Origin of the sequence: Paramicrobacterium agarici, assembly GCF_002563955.1 — a bacterium.
In the GTDB taxonomy this organism is placed as follows: domain Bacteria; phylum Actinomycetota; class Actinomycetes; order Actinomycetales; family Microbacteriaceae; genus Paramicrobacterium; species Paramicrobacterium agarici.
In genome coordinates this window covers 2981678-2998914 of the sequence record NZ_PDJE01000001.1, presented here as the reverse complement: position 1 = coordinate 2998914, position 17237 = coordinate 2981678, and the positions used below count along the sequence as shown (strand labels likewise).

At 65.6% G+C, this 17237-nt stretch carries 18 protein-coding genes; 7 read left to right on the top strand and 11 right to left on the bottom strand.

What is annotated here, in order from left to right; all coding sequences use genetic code 11:
* Positions 1-14 precede the first annotated feature (14 nt).
* Both ATJ78_RS14640 and ATJ78_RS14635 read left to right on the top strand, forming a co-directional pair.
* Positions 15-818, top strand: coding sequence for a DeoR/GlpR family DNA-binding transcription regulator (locus ATJ78_RS14640; protein WP_245836345.1), 804 nt, complete (start codon positions 15-17; stop codon positions 816-818).
* Between the two features lie 38 nt (positions 819-856).
* Positions 857-1885: an NAD(P)-dependent alcohol dehydrogenase gene (locus ATJ78_RS14635; protein WP_211288474.1), complete on the top strand. Its 1029-nt coding sequence runs from the start codon at positions 857-859 to the stop codon at positions 1883-1885.
* Positions 1886-2022: 137 nt separating this feature from the next.
* Here ATJ78_RS14635 and ATJ78_RS14630 read toward each other — a convergent pair whose 3' ends face one another.
* From ATJ78_RS14630 to ATJ78_RS14615, 4 genes are read right to left on the bottom strand one after another with little or no spacing between them, the layout of a single operon-like run.
* The gene (locus tag ATJ78_RS14630; RefSeq protein WP_098408915.1) at positions 2023-2784 is read right to left on the bottom strand and encodes an HAD family hydrolase; all 762 of its coding nucleotides are present in this window, start codon (positions 2782-2784) and stop codon (positions 2023-2025) included.
* A complete protein-coding gene (gene trpS, locus ATJ78_RS14625) occupies positions 2781-3785 on the bottom strand; it encodes a tryptophan--tRNA ligase (RefSeq protein ID WP_098408914.1) in 1005 nt (334 codons plus the stop codon). Before trpS ends, ATJ78_RS14630 begins: the two co-directional genes overlap by 4 nt.
* A 43-nt stretch (positions 3786-3828) precedes the next feature.
* Positions 3829-4680: an exodeoxyribonuclease III gene (locus ATJ78_RS14620; RefSeq protein WP_098408913.1), complete on the bottom strand. Its 852-nt coding sequence runs from the start codon at positions 4678-4680 to the stop codon at positions 3829-3831.
* Between the two features lie 42 nt (positions 4681-4722).
* Positions 4723-5862, bottom strand: coding sequence for a YihY/virulence factor BrkB family protein (locus tag ATJ78_RS14615; protein WP_169923475.1), 1140 nt, complete (start codon positions 5860-5862; stop codon positions 4723-4725).
* A 154-nt stretch (positions 5863-6016) separates the two neighbouring features.
* Between ATJ78_RS14615 and ATJ78_RS15810 the strand changes: the two genes are divergently transcribed.
* Both ATJ78_RS15810 and ATJ78_RS14600 read left to right on the top strand, forming a co-directional pair.
* Positions 6017-6979, top strand: a complete 963-nt coding sequence (locus tag ATJ78_RS15810) for an FHA domain-containing protein (protein ID WP_141897283.1) — start codon at positions 6017-6019, stop codon at positions 6977-6979.
* Positions 6980-7048: 69 nt separating this feature from the next.
* Positions 7049-7747 carry a haloacid dehalogenase type II gene (locus ATJ78_RS14600; RefSeq protein ID WP_098408909.1) on the top strand — a complete coding sequence of 233 codons (699 nt, stop codon included), beginning with the start codon at positions 7049-7051 and terminating at the stop codon, positions 7745-7747.
* A gap of 76 nt (positions 7748-7823) precedes the next feature.
* Here ATJ78_RS14600 and ATJ78_RS14595 read toward each other — a convergent pair whose 3' ends face one another.
* Genes ATJ78_RS14595 through sdhC form a run of 4 tightly spaced genes read right to left on the bottom strand, consistent with a single transcriptional unit; the run spans position 7824 to position 11293 of the window.
* Complete coding sequence (locus ATJ78_RS14595) at positions 7824-8582, bottom strand: succinate dehydrogenase iron-sulfur subunit (protein WP_098408908.1); 759 nt, start codon at positions 8580-8582, stop codon at positions 7824-7826.
* 2 nt (positions 8583-8584) lie between these two features.
* On the bottom strand, positions 8585-10402 hold the full coding sequence (sdhA, locus tag ATJ78_RS14590) for a succinate dehydrogenase flavoprotein subunit (RefSeq protein WP_098408907.1): 1818 nt from the start codon (positions 10400-10402) through the stop codon (positions 8585-8587).
* A gap of 7 nt (positions 10403-10409) precedes the next feature.
* Positions 10410-10859 (bottom strand): succinate dehydrogenase hydrophobic membrane anchor subunit, encoded by a 450-nt coding sequence (locus ATJ78_RS14585; RefSeq protein ID WP_098408906.1) that lies wholly within the window; start codon positions 10857-10859, stop codon positions 10410-10412.
* Positions 10860-10873: 14 nt separating this feature from the next.
* Positions 10874-11293, bottom strand: coding sequence for a succinate dehydrogenase, cytochrome b556 subunit (gene sdhC / locus ATJ78_RS14580; protein ID WP_281253400.1), 420 nt, complete (start codon positions 11291-11293; stop codon positions 10874-10876).
* A 166-nt stretch (positions 11294-11459) separates the two neighbouring features.
* On the opposite strand from sdhC, the gene ATJ78_RS14575 reads away from it, so the two are divergent.
* Positions 11460-12575, top strand: a complete 1116-nt coding sequence (locus ATJ78_RS14575; RefSeq protein ID WP_098408904.1) for a mannose-1-phosphate guanylyltransferase — start codon at positions 11460-11462, stop codon at positions 12573-12575.
* Positions 12576-12611: 36 nt separating this feature from the next.
* On the opposite strand, the gene ATJ78_RS14570 is transcribed toward ATJ78_RS14575, so the two are convergent.
* From ATJ78_RS14570 to ATJ78_RS14560, 3 genes are all read right to left on the bottom strand, one after another.
* Positions 12612-12869, bottom strand: coding sequence for a hypothetical protein (locus ATJ78_RS14570; protein WP_098408903.1), 258 nt, complete (start codon positions 12867-12869; stop codon positions 12612-12614).
* A gap of 97 nt (positions 12870-12966) precedes the next feature.
* A complete protein-coding gene (locus tag ATJ78_RS14565; protein WP_098408902.1) occupies positions 12967-13230 on the bottom strand; it encodes a DUF2795 domain-containing protein in 264 nt (87 codons plus the stop codon).
* A gap of 81 nt (positions 13231-13311) precedes the next feature.
* Positions 13312-13740: an Hsp20/alpha crystallin family protein gene (locus ATJ78_RS14560; protein ID WP_098408901.1), complete on the bottom strand. Its 429-nt coding sequence runs from the start codon at positions 13738-13740 to the stop codon at positions 13312-13314.
* 378 nt (positions 13741-14118) lie between these two features.
* Between ATJ78_RS14560 and ATJ78_RS14555 the strand changes: the two genes are divergently transcribed.
* Both ATJ78_RS14555 and ATJ78_RS14550 read left to right on the top strand, forming a co-directional pair.
* Entirely contained in the window at positions 14119-15774 is a 1656-nt protein-coding gene (locus ATJ78_RS14555) for an ABC-F family ATP-binding cassette domain-containing protein (RefSeq protein ID WP_098409416.1), read from the top strand.
* A gap of 34 nt (positions 15775-15808) precedes the next feature.
* Positions 15809-17197 carry an MFS transporter gene (locus tag ATJ78_RS14550; protein WP_098408900.1) on the top strand — a complete coding sequence of 463 codons (1389 nt, stop codon included), beginning with the start codon at positions 15809-15811 and terminating at the stop codon, positions 17195-17197.
* Positions 17198-17237 lie beyond the last annotated feature (40 nt).

Here is a 17237-nt window from a genome sequence, read left to right as displayed (position 1 = left end):
TCTCAGGGGGCATCGTGACCGAAACGCAACCGCGCACAGGCAAGCGGGCGCAACGGCAGAAGGCGATAGCGGATGCTGTCATGGCAGCGGGAGCGCTGCGCATCGAAGAGCTCGCCGAACGCTTCAGCATCAGCCTCATGACCGTTCACCGTGACCTCGATGACCTCGAGGAGCGGGGGATCCTGCGGAAGTCTCGCGGAGTGGCAACCGCACTGGCCTCGACGCTCGTCGAATCGAGCATCATGTACCGCGAGGGCCTCGCGCGCGCCGAGAAGGAATCGATCGCGAGGACCGCTCTCGACTACGTCGAACCGGGGCAGTCGATCTTCATCGACGACTCGACGACCGTGCACCACCTCATTCCGCTGCTCGTCGAGAAGGCGCCGCTCACCGTGATCACCAACTCGCTCACCGCGATGAACATGCTCACGGGGCTGCGGGGCATCACGGTCATCGGGCTCGGCGGCAGCTACCACAACTGGTGCACGTCGTTCATGGGGCGCATGACGACAGACGCCATCACCAAGCTGCGCAGCGACATCGCCTTCATCTCGGCACCGTCGCTCATCGGCAGCACCATCTACTACCAGGCGCTCGAGACCGTCGACACGAAGCGCGCGATGATCGACTCGGCCGCCGTGCGCGTGCTCATGCTCGACCACACGAAGTTCGGCCGCAGGGCGTTGCACGAACTCGCCTCGGTTCGCGAGTTCGACGTCGTCATCGTCGATGCGGCGACCGACCCGGACGAGGTTGAGCGGCTGCGCTCAGAAGACGTGGGCGTCGTCGTCGCGGCGGCGGAGTCAACAGACGAATAGCGGCGGCACACAGCCGTCGAGAAATCAGGAGAAGCATCATGTCGGAAACCGGTCGAATGCGTGCGAGCGTGCTCACGGCAGCAACGTCGCTTGAGGTGCAGTCGCGCGAGATTCCCGTCCCCGACGCCGATCAGGTGCTCGTGCGCATCGAAGCCGTCGGCGTCTGCGGCTCCGACGTGCACTTCTACAAAGAAGGGCGCCTCGGCGACTGGGTCGTCGACGAGCCGCTCATTCTGGGACACGAGTCGGCTGGCGTGATCGTCGCCGTCGGCTCCGACGTCGACGCCAACCGTGTCGGAGAGCGCGTCTCGATCGAGCCCCAGCGTCCAGACCCGACGTCGCGCGAGTCGATGGCGGGTCAGTACAACCTCGATCCGGCCATGGAGTTCTACGCGGTACCCGGCGTCGACGGAGCGTTCGCCGAGTACGCCGTCATTCAGGCGCACTTCGCGCACACCGTTCCCGACTCGGTCAGCCTTGAGGCCGCTGCGCTTCTCGAACCGCTCTCGGTTGCCGTCGCCACCGCCCGCAAGGCCGGGTTCACGGTCGGCTCACGTGTGCTCATCACGGGTGCCGGCCCGATCGGCATCATCACCGCGCAGGTCGCGAAGGCCTACGGCGCTGCAGAGATCATCGTTACCGACCTCGACGCGGCCCGTCGTGAGCAGGCGCTGCGTTTCGGTGCCACACGAGTCATCGACCCGTCCGCGGAGTCCGTCGGCTCGCTCGGACTCGACGTCGACGCGTTCGTCGACGCATCGGGGGCCGCGCCAGCGGTGCGCTCGGGCTTTGGCGAGGTTCGCCCCGGCGGAGCCGTTGTGCTCGTCGGCATGGGTGCGAGTGAGATTCCGCTGCCGGTCACGACCATTCAGAACAACGAGCTCATCGTGACCGGGATCTTCCGCTACGCCAACACGTGGCCGACAGCGATCGGCCTCGTCGAGCGAGGCGAGGTCGACCTCGATGCCCTTGTCACGGGTCGATTCCCGCTCGACGAGGTGCAGCAGGCTCTCGAATCGACGGGTCGGTCCGACACCCTCAAATCCATCGTCACGCCGCAGCGCTGACGACAGACCTCGGGTCGGATGCGGCTTCGCACCGGCCGGGCACGGCGACGGAGGCCCCGAGGAGTCTCCACCGAGCGAGCGTCGTATCGTGCCGACGTGTGCCGGCGCAGCCTCAGGTTGCGCCGGCACACGTGCGTTCAGCGGCCGGAGACGAGAGCGCTCAGCTCGCCGAGTGACGATACAGTGATCACGCCGTTGTCCTCGACGATGCGCTCTGGCGCAGCATCCGTTCCCGAGCCGTGGCCGAGAGCGCCCTCGGGCAGGTCATCGCCGAAGCGGTTGAGCCACACTCCTGTGAGTCCGGCGCGCGCGGCGCCGACAGCATCCGTCATGAGCCTGTCGCCGATGTAGAGCGCATCGGCGGGGTCGACGCCGAAGCGGTCGCACGTCGCTGTGAAGATCGCGGGGTCGGGCTTGGCCACACCAACGGCTCCCGAAGCGACCACGTGCGCGAACCGGCCTTCGAGCCCCGTTCGCTCGAGCTTCACCTGCTGAAAGTCGGGATCGCCGTTCGTGATCACGCCGATCTGCGCCCCGGCGGCGGCCACCGCGTCGAGGCAGGGGAGTGCATCGTCGAACAGCGTCCAGCTCTCGCGATAGTGCACGAAGTAATCGTCGAACCACTGGTCGGCGAGTTCGTCTGTGAGCGCGACACCGTGAGCATCGGCAAAGGCGACAGCGCGTGTGCGCCGCTGCTCGGCGAACGTCAGCTCGCCGGAGAGATACCGGTGATAGTGCGCGTCTTCGAGCTCGTGCCACAGCGTGACCGAATCGATCCGTCCGTCGGAGTACGGCGAACCGAGCGCATCAACGTGCGAGCGGATGCCGCGCACGACAGCGCTGCGATGGTCGAGGAGCGTGTCGTCGAGGTCGAAGAGGGCGAGGGCGAAGCGCGTCATCGTCCCGCCAAGAAGCCGACCTTCTCGTATACGTCGGCAAGCGTCGCCTCGGCTACCTCGTTGGCTCGGGCGGCGTTGACGGCGAGCAGGCGGTCGAGCTCTGCTGGATCGTCGAGCAGCTCGAGTGCTCGTGCCCGCACGGGCTCGAGTTCGCTGACGACGGCCTCGGCGACGCCCTTCTTGAAGTCGCCGTAGCCGCGGCCGTCGAATTCCGCCGTGACCTGCTCGACCGTGCTGCCCGTGAGCGCCGAGTAGATCGCCATGAGATTCGAGACGCCCGGCTTCGTCTCGCGGTCGAACGCCACGACGCCGTCGTTGTCTGTGACCGAGCGCATGATCTTCTTCTGCATGGCCTTCGGCTCGTCGAACAGCCACAGAATGCCCTGCGGGGACTCGCCCGACTTCGACATCTTCGACGTCGGGTCCTGCAGATCGTAGATGCGCGCGCTGTCGGCGGGAATCGTCGCCTCGGGCACGACGAAGGTCTCGCCGAAGCGCGAGTTGAAGCGCTCCGCGAGCGTGCGGGTCAGCTCAACGTGCTGGCGCTGGTCGTCTCCGACGGGAACGGCCTCTGTCCGGTACAGCAGAATGTCCGCGGCCATGAGAATCGGATACGTGAACAGGGCGACGTTCGTGGCGTCGGAGCCGTACCGCGACGACTTGTCTTTGAACTGCGTCATGCGGTTGGCCTCGCCGAAGCCCGTGATGCTGCTGAGCACCCACGCGAGCTGCGCGTGAGCGGGAACGTGCGACTGCACGTACAGCGTCGACTTCTCGGGCTCGATGCCCGCCGCGATGTACTGAGCCGCAGTGCGGCGCGTCTTCTCGCGCAGCTCGGCAGGGTTCTGCGGCACAGAGATGGCGTGCAGGTCGACGACCGAGAAGAACGCGTCGTACTCCTCCTGCATCTTTCTCCATTGCACGAGTGCGCCGATGTAGTTGCCGACGTGCAGCGAATCGTTCGTGGGTTGCATGCCCGAATAGAGCCGGGGCTTGGTCATGAGTGTGTCCTTCAAAAAGCAGATGGCGGATGCTGCGATGCGGTCAGATGGCGTAGTCGACGACCACGGGGGCGTGGTCGGACCATCGCGTGTCCCACGAGCCAGCACGGTCGATCGCGTAGCTCGTCACCGTCTTGGCCAGGGCGGGGGTGGCGGCGTGGTAATCGATGCGCCAGCCGGTGTCGTTGTCGAAGGCCTTGCCGCGTTGCGACCACCAGGTGTACGGCCCGTCGACCTCGCCCGCCCATGCCCGGCCGATGTCGACCCAGCCGAGTCCGGGTCCTGTGCTTCCGTCGACACCCTCGACGGTTTCGCCGTTCGGGCCGAAGAACCGGTCGAAGTAGGCGCGTTCCTCGACGAGGAAGCCGGCGTTCTTGCGGTTGCCCTTCCAGTTCTTGATGTCGAGCTCACGGTGACCGACGTTGAGATCGCCGACGACCACGGCCAGATCGGAGTGCGCCTCAAGCTCGGGCAGCCGCCCGGTCATGGCGTCGAGGAAGCGGTACTTCTCGACCTGCTTTGGCGTGTTCACCTCGCCCGAGTGGACGTAGCACGAGACGACGGTGAGCGTGCGTCCGCCCACCTTGAAGTCGGCCTCGAGCCAGCGCCCGGCGCTGTCGAAGTCGTGGTCGCCGAGCTCAACGCGATGCGCGACGGGAGCGAGTCTGCTGGCGATGGCAACGCCAGCGCGTCCCTTTGCGGAGGCCTCGTGGTGCAGAATGTTCCAGCCTTCGCCGAGCAGCTGCTCGACGTGCTCGTCTTGTGCGCGCACCTCCTGCATCGCGAGAACGTCGACGCCGCGTTCGGCGAGCCACTCGCCCATTCCCTTGCGGTAGGCGGCACGAATGCCATTGACGTTGACGGATGCAATGCGGAACGGGGTCTGATTCGCCATGCCCTCCATTCTAGGTTGAGCATGTGACAGCCGGATGCCGCGTCAGCGCCGTACGCGCTCGATGACCTTCTTCAGGTTGCGTCTCGCGCGCGCCCGGGCGAAGAACCCGCGTGCGTCGTCGAGCTGCTCGCGAGCCTCGCGCACGTCGGCGGCGGCGACGATCCGCCGCGCGTGCTCAACCGCTTCGCGACGCTCCTCGTCAGACGGCGTGTGCAGGCTGACGTCGTTGTCGGCCAGCTGAATCGAGATCCACGACGCCGAGAGCAGAATGACCCTGCTGACCAGGTTGAACCACAGCAGAAGGGCGACGAAGACGGTGAATCCGGTGAGAACGGGGTAACGCCCTGCGCCATCGAGCAAGAGTCCGCTCGCCACGGAGAGCCCCGCGAGCACGACGCTGCCGAGGAGCACGCCGACAGAGAGCGTTCGCCACGGAATCGGAAGCCGTGAGAGCACCCGGAACATCACGGTGAGCGAGACGGCGTTGATGAGCAGCGAGATCACGACGCCGAGCACCGAGCCGCCTGCTCCGACGAGAAACGAGTCAGGTCCGAGCCCGAGCAGCTCGTCGAACCACACGAGCAGCTGCGTGCCGACAATGCTGATGGCGGCCGAGACGATCAGAAGCAGCCCGATGCCGAACGCCATTCCCAGATCCCAGAGCTTCTTGACGAAGAAGTTGCGCGGGTCTCGCGGCACCTGGAAGATCGCGCGAACAGCCTGCCGGGTATAGAACATCCATCCTGTCGCGGTCCACGACAGCCCGATGAGGGCGACGGCGCCGAACCAGCCGTACAGCGAGATGTTGAACAGCTGCTCCGGATCGATGAGATGGCCTTCTCCGCCGATGAGGTCGGGAACAGCCGTGTTGATGATCTCGATGAGCGACGCAGAAAGCTCTTCGTTGCCGGACAACCAGACGCCGGTGATGGAGAATCCGACGGAGAGTCCCGCGAAGACCGCGAAGACCGCGTAGAAGGTCATGCCCGCGGCCATGAGGTTGCCGTCTTCCCACAGGTAGTGCTGAACGACGCGATACAGCCGGTTGCGTGACAGCCGGGTTCCGATGCGGGTGACCGTGTCGGCGGGCTTGATGAGCCACGGGCTGCCCGGCCTGCCTGCTCCTCGAGTATCGCCCGACGCGGGCACGTCGGGGTCGCGAGGGGAGAACAGGGCGGCCACGTTGTCAGCGTAGCGGCGTGCGAGTGCGAACGGCGGCTGGCCCGTGGTGTTGCGAGATTGTGGCGCTGCGACTCGCGCTCGGCGCCGAACTGCGAAAGAATGGTGGTGCTCGGCGGAACCAGCGCCGGATGCTCGAGAGTAAAGGGGACTCATCGTGGTCGTACGCTTGCAGTACGCCCGCTCGGCATCCCCTTCGACGATCGTCATCGCCTCTGACCGCACACTCGTCGCTCTCGATTCCCGCACCGATCCGGGTCTTGTCGATCAGCTGTGGGGCCAGGTCTCCGCCGGTACCGGTTTCGAGTCGCTCATCGGAAGCATCCCCGCAGAGTCCGCGGGCAGGCAGCTCGCGTTCGTCGCGATCGGCGACATCGTCGAGCGGGCAGACGGCGCCGCGTTCCACGCCCTCGTCAACGGGCCGATCGGCTTCGACGTCGCGGCGGCGGGCGCTCCTCGGCACGTGGCACCCACGGGCAGTTCGCCGTGGCTGCGTACGAATCTTCAGAGCGTGTCGCACATTGCGATCGGGGCGGATGCTGAGACGCCGCAGTTCCCCCTCGGCGCGGGAGTCGTGGCGACATCGCGCATCGACGTCGCGATCGGCGAGGTCGCGCAGGCGACAGCATCCACGAGCCAGCGCTCGGGAGAGCCGGGCTCGGTTCTGCTCGATTCGCACGACGACGCGCACGATGGCCAGACGGTGGCGCACGTTCCCAGTGCGAACACCCTCACCGGTCCCGTTCGCCTCGCCGACGTGCCGCACACGCGCCCGACGATGATGTTCGGCTACCGCGTGAACGGCGGTCAGGCGTTTGCCCTCGATCTTCCGCACCGCTATGGGCGCAGCCCTCGCGTGGTCTCGGGCGGCGAGGCGCGGCTTGTTCCGCTGCTGTCGCCGACGAAGACCGTGTCGGCGACGCATCTCGATCTGCGCCAGATCGGCGACGCCGTCGTCGTGTCGGATCTCGGCTCGACGAACGGCACGTCGGTCATGGAGCCGGGCGCACACTGGCGTCGCATGGCGCCGGGGGAGTCTGTTGCCGTTGCGGCGGGAACGTTCATCGACCTCGGCGACGGCAACGTGATCGAGGTCATGCCCGGGGTTCCGCTTCGCTGACCCGCCTCGCGTGCGCGCCGTGCGTCGTGGGTATGCCACGATCGTCTGGTGACAGGGAACGGAGGCCGCATGGCGCAGCTCAGAGATATTGACGTCGTGGTGTTCGACGTTCTCGGTACGATGGTCGATGAGCCGCGCGGCATTCGGCAGGCGATCCGCGAGGCGTCCGAATCCGTGGGCGACATCGACGCGCACGTGCAGCTCTGGCAGCAGCACGTCGAAACCGCGCAATCCGCCATGGCGAGCGGTGAGCGGCCGTACGCAGACACCGACGTCGTCGACGGCGAGGCCGCAGCACGTGTTGCCGACCGCATGGGCGTCTCAGATCTCGCGGTGCGCGAGCGGCTTGCCCGGGCGGGACACCGGCTGCCTCCCTGGGCGGATGCTGCCTCAGGCCTCGGTCGTCTTGCGCAGTTCTACCCCGTTCTCGGTCTGTCGAATGCGAGCACCGCGGCACTGCTTCAGCTGAATGCGCACGCGGGACTGCGCTGGCACCAGGTTCTCTCGAGCGATGCGGTGAAGGCGTACAAACCGGCCGCAGAGGTGTATCGTCTCGCGATCGATGTGGCCGGCGTCGCGCCGGAGCGCGTTCTCATGGTCGCCGCTCACGCGTGGGATCTTCGCGGTGCACAGGCCTGCGGAATGCGCACCGCGTACGTCGAACGGCCCGTGGGCGATCCTCCGACAGCATCCGACATCTTCGACGGCGAATTTCGCAGTCTGGACGAGCTGATCTCTGCACTCACCGAGAGTGTGCGACGCCGCTGACCGTCCAACACAAACGGGCCGGCGCCCTCGAAATTCCGAGAACGCCGGCCCAATTCTGGAGCGGGGAGCAGAAAGCCTACGGCTTGCCGCGCATGATCGCCTGCTTGACCTCGGCGATGGCCTTGGTCACCTGGATGCCGCGGGGGCACGCCTCGCTGCAGTTGAACGTGGTGCGGCAGCGCCACACGCCCTCCTTGTCGTTGAGGATGTCGAGGCGCACCTGCGCGTTGTCGTCGCGCGAGTCGAAGATGAAGCGGTGCGCGTTGACGATCGCCGCCGGGCCGAAGTACTGACCGTCGGTCCAGAACACGGGGCACGATGACGTGCATGCCGCGCAGAGGATGCACTTCGTGGTGTCGTCGAAGCGCGCGCGGTCGGCGACGGACTGCGTGCGCTCCTTGCCTGCGCCCGGCTTGCTGTTGGCGACGAGGAACGGCTGCACCTCGCGGTACGACTCGAAGAACGGCTCCATGTCGACGACGAGGTCCTTCTCGAGCGGAAGCCCCTTGATGGCCTCGATGTAGATGGGCTTTGAGACGTCGAGGTCCTTGATGAGCGTCTTGCATGCGAGCCGGTTGCGGCCGTTGATGCGCATGGCGTCAGACCCGCAGATGCCGTGGGCGCACGAGCGGCGGAACGTCAGAGAACCGTCCACCTCCCACTTGATCTTGTGCAGGGCATCGAGAACGCGCTCGGTCGGGAGCATCTCGACGTCGAAGTCCTGCCAGTGCGGTTCGGTATCGGCATCCGGATCGAAACGGCGGATGATGAGCGTCACCGTGAAGGTCTGCGTCGGGTCGTTCGACACCGGCGCCTCTTCCACCACCTGCGACATGCCTAGTACTTCCTCTCCATTGGCTCGTAGCGTGTCATGACGACGGGCTTCCAGTCCAGGCGAATGTGATCGGCAGCATCCGCCGAATGCGGGTCGCCGGTCAGGTACGCCATGGTGTGCTTCATGTAGTTCTCGTCGTCGCGCTTGGGGTAGTCGTCGCGCATGTGGCCACCACGCGACTCCTTGCGGTTGCGCGCTGAGAACACGACGACCTCGGCAAGGTCGAGCAAGAACCCGAGCTCGACGGCCTCGAGCAGGTCGGTGTTGAACCGCTTGCCGTGGTCTTGAATCGAGATGTTCATGTACTTCGTGCGCAGGTCGTGAATGGTCTGCGTGACTTCGTCGAGCGTGTCGTCGGTGCGGAACACCTGAGCGTTCTTGTCCATCTCGTCTTGCAGCGTCTTGCGCAGCGCGCCGATGCGCTCGGGGCCGTCGCCGTTGCGGATGCGTTCGAGGGTCTCGCGCACCTCCTTGGCCGGATCCTCGGGCAGCGGAACGAACTCCGCCGTCTTGACGTACTCGACGGCGTTGTTGCCCGCGCGCTTTCCGAAGACGTTGATGTCGAGAAGCGAGTTGGTGCCCAGGCGGTTCGAGCCGTGCACCGAGACGCACGCGCATTCGCCCGCGGCGTAGAGTCCCGGAACGACGGTGTCGTTTGTCGCGAGAACCTCGGCATTGGTGTTTGTCGGGATGCCGCCCATGGCGTAGTGAGCGGTCGGCATCACTGGAACCGGCTCGGTGACCGGATCGACGCCGAGGTACGTGCGCGCGAACTCCGTGATGTCGGGAAGCTTGGTCTCGAGAACCTCGGCGCCCAGATGCGTGCAGTCGAGCAGCACGTAGTCCTTGTTCGGGCCGGCGCCGCGCCCCTCCTGCACCTCTTGCACCATGCTGCGCGCGACGATGTCACGGGGAGCGAGGTCTTTGATCGTGGGGGCGTAGCGCTCCATGAACCGCTCGCCCGAGGCGTTGCGCAGAATCGCGCCCTCGCCGCGGGCACCCTCGGTGAGCAGGATGCCGAGCCCCGCGAGGCCCGTCGGGTGGAACTGGAAGAACTCCATGTCCTCGAGGGGGAGTCCCTTGCGCCAGACGATGCCGACGCCGTCACCCGTGAGCGTATGCGCGTTCGACGTCGTCTTGAAGATCTTGCCGAATCCGCCCGTCGCGAAGATGATCGCCTTCGACTGGAAGACGTGCAGCTCTCCGGTCGCGAGCTCGTACGCCACGACACCGGCGGGCTTCTTCTCGCCTTCGACCTCGGCCATGACGATGTCGAGAACGTAGAACTCGTTGAAGAAGTTGATGCCGAGCTTGACGCAGTTCTGGAACAGCGTCTGCAGAATCATGTGTCCCGTGCGGTCCGCCGCGTAGCAGGCTCGGCGAACAGCCGACTTGCCGTGGTCGCGGGTGTGGCCGCCGAAGCGCCGCTGGTCGATCTTGCCCTCGGGGGTGCGGTTGAACGGCAGCCCCATGTTCTCGAGATCGATGACGGCGTCGATCGCCTCTTTCGCGAGAATCTCAGCAGCATCCTGGTCGACGAGGTAGTCGCCGCCCTTGACGGTGTCGAAGGTGTGCCACTCCCAGGTGTCCTCCTCGACGTTCGCGAGCGCGGCCGCCATGCCACCTTGAGCGGCGCCCGTGTGCGACCTCGTGGGGTAGAGCTTCGAGATGACGGCGGTCTTCGCGCCGGGGCCGGCCTCGATGGCTGCGCGCATTCCCGCGCCGCCTGCGCCGACGATGACGACATCGAACTGGTGATAGTGGATGCCGCCGACGACTGTCGAATCGGCGGATGACGATGGTGCAGCGGTGGTGGACATTGGTGAGTTAGAGCCCCTTACAGATCGAGGGAAGCAGGTCGGCAGGAGACCCGGCGGGGCACGGGTCAAACGTGAAGATCACGAGCGTGCCGAGCACGAGCAGCACGACGACGGCGACGAGAATCGCGATTTTCAGGGTTCCGCGCATGCCGCGGCTGTGGGCGTAGTCGTTGACGAGCGTTCGCATGCCGTTGCCGCCGTGAATGAGAGCGAGCCACAGCATCAGGCCGTCCCAGACCTGCCAGAACGGATCGGACCACTTTCCGCCGACGAACGCGAAGTCGATGGCGCTGACTCCGTCGCCCACCATGAGGTTCATGAACAGGTGCCCGAAGATCAGCACGATCAGCAGCACGCCCGACGCGCGCATGTAGATCCAGCCCCACTTCTCCCAGTTCGTTCCCGACGAACGGTTCGCGCGAGCCGGTGTGCGGGGAGCTTCGATTGTTTGCGACATGTCGTTCCCCTCTTCTAGTGCCCGAAGACGTTGATCAGGTGCCGCGGCACGAAAGCGAGCATGGTGATGACCCAGACGGCGATGACGATGTAGAACATGGCGCGCTGGTAGTTCGGCCCCTTCTTCCACAGGTCGATCAGAATAATCCGGATGCCGTTGAACGCGTGGAACACGATGGCGCCGACGAGAGCGACCTCACCGAGCCCCATGATCGGAGTCTGGTACGTGCCGATGACGGCGTTGTATGCCTCGGGCGAGACCCGCACGAGTGCGGTGTCGAGAATATGCACGAGGAGGAAGAAGAAGATGGCGACACCGGTAATCCGGTGCAGGACCCACGACCACATGCCCTCGCGACCACGGTACAGAGTTCCTGCCGGACGCTTCGACGTGGTAGCTGACACTGGTGGAGTCCCTGCAGTCTTCGCTGACACGGAACGACCCTCCCTGACGGTTCGCATTGTGCGTCGGCCGGACGGCCGGCGAGCGCATGGCGCTGACTCCCAGTCTATGCCGCTCTGAGGGCACTCTGCCCCTTAGGGGACCCTTAGTGTCTCGATGTCGAGATAGTTCTGCGGGCGGTGCCGGTACCGTGGAGTCATGACGAACGCCTCACGACGCTTTTACAGCGTGATCCCCGCTGGCGGCATCGGTTCGCGGCTGTGGCCGCTGTCGCGTGCGGACGCGCCCAAGTTTCTGCACGACCTCACGGGCTCGGGCGTCACGCTTCTGCGTGCGACGTGGGACAGGCTCGCTCCCGTCGCGGGCGACGATCGCATCATGGTCGTGACCGGCCGCGCGCACCGCGGCGCTGTCGAGGCGCAGCTGCCCGAGATCAGCGACGCCAACATCGTTCTCGAGGCCGACCCCCGGGATTCCACCGTCGCGATCTGTCTCGCCGCCGCCATTCTGCAGCGCAGGGAACCCGACGTGATCATCGGGTCGTTCGCCGCGGACCACGTCATTCGAGGGGACCGGCTTTTCCGCGCTGCGGTACAGCAGGCGATCACCGCTGCCGAAGCGGGATACATCACCACCATCGGCATCCGCCCCACCGAGCCCGCGATCGGCTTCGGCTACATCAAGGCGGGCGACGCGCTGAACATCGACGGTGCTGATGGGACCATGAGCGTCGACGCCTTCGTCGAGAAGCCCGACATCGAGCGGGCGCGGGCGTACCTCGATGACGGCGGGTACTTGTGGAACGCGGGAATGTTCATCTCGCGCGCCGACGTGCTGCTTGAAGAGCTTGCGAGCAATGAGCCGGAGCTGCATGACGCGATCCTGCAGCTGGCCGAGGCGTGGGACGATCCGACGACGCGCGGTCCCGCCGTCGACCGGTTGTGGCCGAAGCTCAAGAAGATCGCGATCGACTATTCCGTGGCAGAGCCGTCGGCCGCCAAGGGCCGCATGGCCGTGGTTCCCGGTCATTTCGGATGGGACGACGTCGGGGACTTCGCCTCGCTCGCGAAGCTCAATTCGAACGGGCTCTCGAACGATCTCGCGATTCTCGGTGAGAACGCTCGTGTGCTGGCGGATGCGTCGAGCGGCATTGTCGTGTCGCACAGTGATCGCGTCGTGAGTCTCATCGGCGTGAAGGACATCGTCGTCGTCGATACGCCGGATGCACTTCTGGTCACGACGAGCGAGAACGCGCAGCGGGTGAAGGGCGTTGTTGACGCACTCAAGATCTCGGGCCGCGACGACGTGCTCTGACGGCGCTCGCGAACCGGAAGCTCAAGCGCAGTGATGTTATCGGGCGAAGTGGCGCTTTGCCTCAGCCAGGCTCGGGAAGCTGTACCTTCGTACTCCCCGGCCGAGGACGAGGGTTTCGTAGCGGTTGCCGCAGCGTTCAATAAATCCGAGCACGCACGGAGCGTCATGTTCGGGTAAGCGTGTGTCGATCACTCGCCATTCACGATGCGACAGTGCATCGAGCCGGATGTCCTCGAGTGACGGCGGTGCCGTGGTGCCGCGACCCGGGATTTGAGGTTCGGCAACAAGCGACATTTCACTCTCCTCGGTCTTGCGTCGTGCAAGGCGGGACGTTTCCCGCCCGGCCTCTGCAACTTCTTAGTGTGGACTCCCCGCTGAAGCCGCGGGGTCGTTAAACGCTGACCACTTCTCTCCCGGCTGGGGAGGCGTTCTGCTGGTTGCGTGTCTGCCGTGCCGACGCGGTGCTCGACGTGGCGAGCGCACGTCGGATGTCCCAGCGGCTGGAGAAGAGTCGGCTTTCCAGGTGCTCCAGCAGTTTTCGATCGGCGGTGGAGAGGCCTTCCGCCTTCGCTTCGCGGAGCAGGTCGTCGCGGTCACACGGGTACTCCATGTCCTGCAGGAACATTGTCATCTGAGTCGACAGGATACGTTTCATCGTTCTCACCTCACATCGTCATTGAAAGGATGCTGTGCGGGGGAGCGGTAGCCGCTCCCCCGCGAATGGCGATGGCGCCGGCTAGGCGTTAATGGCCGCCGGCGCATCCGGGGCGCCCTGTTCGACCTCGATCTTGCGGGGACGCGCTCGTTCGGACAGCGGAATGATCAGACTGAGCACACCGTTCTGATACGAGGCGCTGATTCCTTCTGTGTCGATGCCCTCACCGAGGGTGAACTGACGCATCAGGCTTCCCCCAAAACGCTCTCGTGTCAGCCAGCGAACGTGCTCGCCCGACTCGATCGAGCGCTGAGCTCGAAGCGTCAGCAGTGAGCCATCGACGTTGATATCGATGGATCCGGGATCGATGCCGGGCAGATCCGCGCTGAGGATGTAGCGATCCCCGTCCAGATGCAGATCGACGGGCATTGCGCTCGGACCACGCGCGGAGTAGAAGATGCTCGACGCGACACGGTCAAGCTGGCTGAGCGGATCAAATGTCATCACCATTTCACTTCTCCCTTCGTGATCGAATGAGCACCTGAGTCCCGTTGACTCAGGTTTAGTAACAGAAATATTAGCACTCGAAGGCAGAGAGTGCTAGAAATCTCAGGAGGTGGCGTCGCCCTGAATGTCTTGTTGCAAACCTTGCTCCGAAAGGGCACGGGAGAGACACGGGCAAAGGCAGCTGTCTGAAACTCGTTTACTTTGCAGCATCCGTCGTCTATGCTCGTCGATCGTGAAGAACTAGCGCACTCCTGTCCGGTCCGCGTCCGAGGCTTGCCCGGCGGATTTCACTGACAGGCGCGCAAGGATTCTTCCTCTTGACACTCGATACGAGTAGCACTGTCATTGTGCGCGCGCCTGGCCGACCCCAAAGGGGACCAGATGCATACACAGACACTCAGACAGTCCACGGCCGCGCGACTCGATCACGTTCGGCTCGATGGCATTTCGCGATCGTTCGGCGACCGTCGCGTGCTCACCGATGTAAACCTCGTCGTCGCGCACAACGCGCGCCTCGGCCTGATCGGCGAGAACGGATCGGGCAAGTCGACACTGCTGCGCATTGCGGCGGGTGCCGACGAGCCCGACGCCGGAACGGTCGCGCGGCCGGCGCGCACCGGATTGCTGTGGCAGGAGGTGCCGCACGACGCCGACGACACTGTCGACGACCTGATCGAGCGCGCGCTCGCTGAGAACCGCAGAGCGGAGAAAGAGCTGACGGATGCTGCTGAGCAGCTCGACGGCACAGACGACGCCACCGAGCGTTACGCCAATGCCCTCGAGAACGCCGAGCGGCTCGACGTGTGGGGCGTCGACGCGAGGCGCGACCGCGTGCTCGCGGGGCTCGGGCTTGACAGCATCCGTCTGGATCGACGCCTTGACGCCGTGAGTGGCGGTCAGCGCAGCCGGTTCGCACTCGCTGCGCTTCTGCTCGAGCGACCAGATGCCCTGCTGCTCGATGAGCCGACGAACCACCTCGATGATTCCGCCGTGGCGTTTCTGCGCGACGAACTTATGGGCTGGAAAGGTTCCGTGCTGTTCGCCAGCCACGACAGGGCGTTCCTCGACGAGGTCGCGACAGGGCTCGTCGACATTGACGCGAGCCGTGCCGCCGTGGGAGAGGCGTCGCGGGCAACGGTGTTCGGAGGGAGCTTCACGGAGTACCTCGACGCAAAGCAGCTGGAGCGCGAGCGATGGGAGGCGCAGTTCGCCGCCGAGCAAGACGAGCTGAAGCGGCTGAAGTACGACGTCGATGTGGGCGCACGGCAGGTGAGCCATCGCCGCGGACCGACCGACAACGACAAATACATCGTGAAGTTCAAGCAGGCGCGCACTGACGGGGCGATCAGCAGGCGCGTGAAGGACGCTCGCGGGCGTCTCGAGGAGCTGCGCGAGAACCAGGTGCGCAAACCACCGAAGGTGCTGTCGTTTGCCGGTATCCCGACGGGGTCGCACGCGCTTGCCGACGGGGAAGCGCTGCTTTCCGTTCGCGATGTGAGCGTCGATGGTCGTCTCGACATCGACCGCGTGACCGTTGAACCGCGCACGCAGCTGCTCGTGACCGGACCGAACGGTGCGGGAAAATCGACGCTGCTGCATGTGATGGCCGGCGACCTGCGAGTCGACAAGGGGAGTGTGTCGCGCCGCCGCGGACTGAGGGTTCAGCTGCTCGAGCAGGATGTACGGTTCGCGCGACCAGAGGCGAGCGCGCGTGAGCTGTATGAGAAGGCACTTGGCGCCAAGCGCGCCGCGCAGCTGCCGCTCTCGTCGCTCGGGCTCGTGGCCCCGCGCGATCTGGACCGGCCTGTCGGCAGCCTCTCGGTGGGGCAGCAGCGACGCGTGGCACTCGCGCTCATCATCGCGAAGCCGCCGCATCTGTTCCTGCTCGATGAGCCGACGAACCACCTGTCGCTCGCGCTCGCCACCGAGCTCGAGGAGGCTCTGGGCACGTATCCCGGTGCCGTGGTGATCGCGAGTCACGACCGGTGGCTGCGGCGGCGCTGGCGCGGGCAGGAGCTGGCGTTGCATCCGGCGTAGGAGCGGCGGTCTGCGAGCGCGGCAGAATAGGGGGATGCCGCGCTCGCAGACCCTCAACCGGCCGCTCGCGCTGCTGGTCGCCGCCACGTTCTTCATGGAGAACCTCGACGGCACCATCATCCAGACCGCTGCGCCAGCCATGGCCGCCGACTTCGGCGTGCGCGCCGTCGACATCAACCTCGCCATGACGGCGTACCTTCTCACCCTCGCGGTCGGCGTTCCCGCCAGCGGATGGCTCGCCGACCGCTTCGGCACGAAGCGCGTCTTCATGGCAGCGATTGCGGTGTTCACAGTCGCATCGCTGCTGTGCGCGTTCAGCCTGACGCTGCCGCTGCTCGTTGCGGCTCGCGTGCTGCAGGGCCTTGGCGGAGCGATGATGGTGCCGGTCGGACGTCTCGCCGTGCTGCGCGTCGTCGACAAGAGCGACCTTCTCGACGCCATGGCCTACCTCACGTGGCCGGCGCTGCTGGCTCCCGTGATCGCGCCGGCGATCGGCGGAATCTTCGCCGACACGATCGGCTGGAACTGGATCTTTCTCATCAACATTCCGCTCGGCGCTGCCGCGATGATCGCCGCGGGCAGGCTCGTTCCGGCGGGGGAGATCGCGCAGCGGCATCCGCTCGACATTGTCGGGTTCGCCCTGCTTGGCGTTGCGCTTGCCGCCCTCGTGCTCGGCATGGAAGAGCTCGGCACGAGCCTGGTCGCGGCGCTTCTGCTGCTGGCGCTCAGCATCGTCGCCGGCGTGCTCGGGGTGTGGCGGATGCTGCGGGCAGCGCACCCGCTGCTGCGATTCGACTCGCTGCGCATTGCCACATTCCGCGTGGGCAACGTCGGCGGTGGAGTGTATCGTCTGCTGATCAGCGCGGCGCCATTCGTGTTCACGCTGATGTTTCAAGAGGGATTCGGCTGGAGCGCGTCGCTCGCCGGCATCCTCGTTGTCGCCGTGTTTGCCGGAAACATCATGATCAAGCCCGCGACGAGCCCGCTCATTCGGCGGTTCGGCTTTCGCGCCGTGATCGTGGGCAGCAACCTCGCGGGCGCCGCCGTTTACGTGTGGTGTGCGTTTCTGACGCAGCAGACGCCGCTCGTGGTCATCGCTGTGGCGCTGTTTCTGAGCGGCGTCTTTCGCTCGATCGGGTTCAGCGGCTACAACTCCGTGCAGTTCGCCGACGTCGAGCCCGAGCACACGAACGAGGCGAACACCCTCGCCTCGACGATGCAGCAGGTGGCGACGGGACTCGGTATCGCCGTCGCCGCGCTCATCGTTCGCATCACGACGGGTGTCGCCGACGTCGTTGACCCGGCAGATGTTGGGCTCGGCTATCGGTGGGCGTTCCTCGTCGTTGCCGCGATGCTGCTGTTCCCCACGATCGAGGCCGCGCGGCTGCCGGCGCAGGCCGGAGCTCACGTCGCTCGTCGGTGACGCGCTTCGCGACGCCGGTCAGCGCCCCATGTGCCGAGAC

Bases quoted from the DNA above. Each gene is read 5' to 3' on its own strand.
- ATJ78_RS14550 (WP_098408900.1), top strand. From the start codon at position 15,809: ATGCCGCGCTCGCAGACCCTCAACCGGCCGCTCGCGCTGCTGGTCGCC.
- ATJ78_RS14620 (WP_098408913.1), bottom strand. From the start codon at position 4,680: ATGGCGAATCAGACCCCGTTCCGCATTGCATCCGTCAACGTCAATGGC.
- ATJ78_RS14565 (WP_098408902.1), bottom strand. From the start codon at position 13,230: ATGAAACGTATCCTGTCGACTCAGATGACAATGTTCCTGCAGGACATG.
- ATJ78_RS14560 (WP_098408901.1), bottom strand. From the start codon at position 13,740: ATGGTGATGACATTTGATCCGCTCAGCCAGCTTGACCGTGTCGCGTCG.
- ATJ78_RS14635 (WP_211288474.1), top strand. From the start codon at position 857: ATGTCGGAAACCGGTCGAATGCGTGCGAGCGTGCTCACGGCAGCAACG.
- ATJ78_RS14570 (WP_098408903.1), bottom strand. From the start codon at position 12,869: ATGTCGCTTGTTGCCGAACCTCAAATCCCGGGTCGCGGCACCACGGCA.
- trpS (WP_098408914.1), bottom strand. From the start codon at position 3,785: ATGACCAAGCCCCGGCTCTATTCGGGCATGCAACCCACGAACGATTCG.
- ATJ78_RS14600 (WP_098408909.1), top strand. From the start codon at position 7,049: ATGGCGCAGCTCAGAGATATTGACGTCGTGGTGTTCGACGTTCTCGGT.
- ATJ78_RS14585 (WP_098408906.1), bottom strand. From the start codon at position 10,859: ATGTCGCAAACAATCGAAGCTCCCCGCACACCGGCTCGCGCGAACCGT.
- ATJ78_RS14595 (WP_098408908.1), bottom strand. From the start codon at position 8,582: ATGTCGCAGGTGGTGGAAGAGGCGCCGGTGTCGAACGACCCGACGCAG.
- sdhA (WP_098408907.1), bottom strand. From the start codon at position 10,402: ATGTCCACCACCGCTGCACCATCGTCATCCGCCGATTCGACAGTCGTC.
- ATJ78_RS14630 (WP_098408915.1), bottom strand. From the start codon at position 2,784: ATGACGCGCTTCGCCCTCGCCCTCTTCGACCTCGACGACACGCTCCTC.
- ATJ78_RS14575 (WP_098408904.1), top strand. From the start codon at position 11,460: ATGACGAACGCCTCACGACGCTTTTACAGCGTGATCCCCGCTGGCGGC.
- ATJ78_RS14555 (WP_098409416.1), top strand. From the start codon at position 14,119: ATGCATACACAGACACTCAGACAGTCCACGGCCGCGCGACTCGATCAC.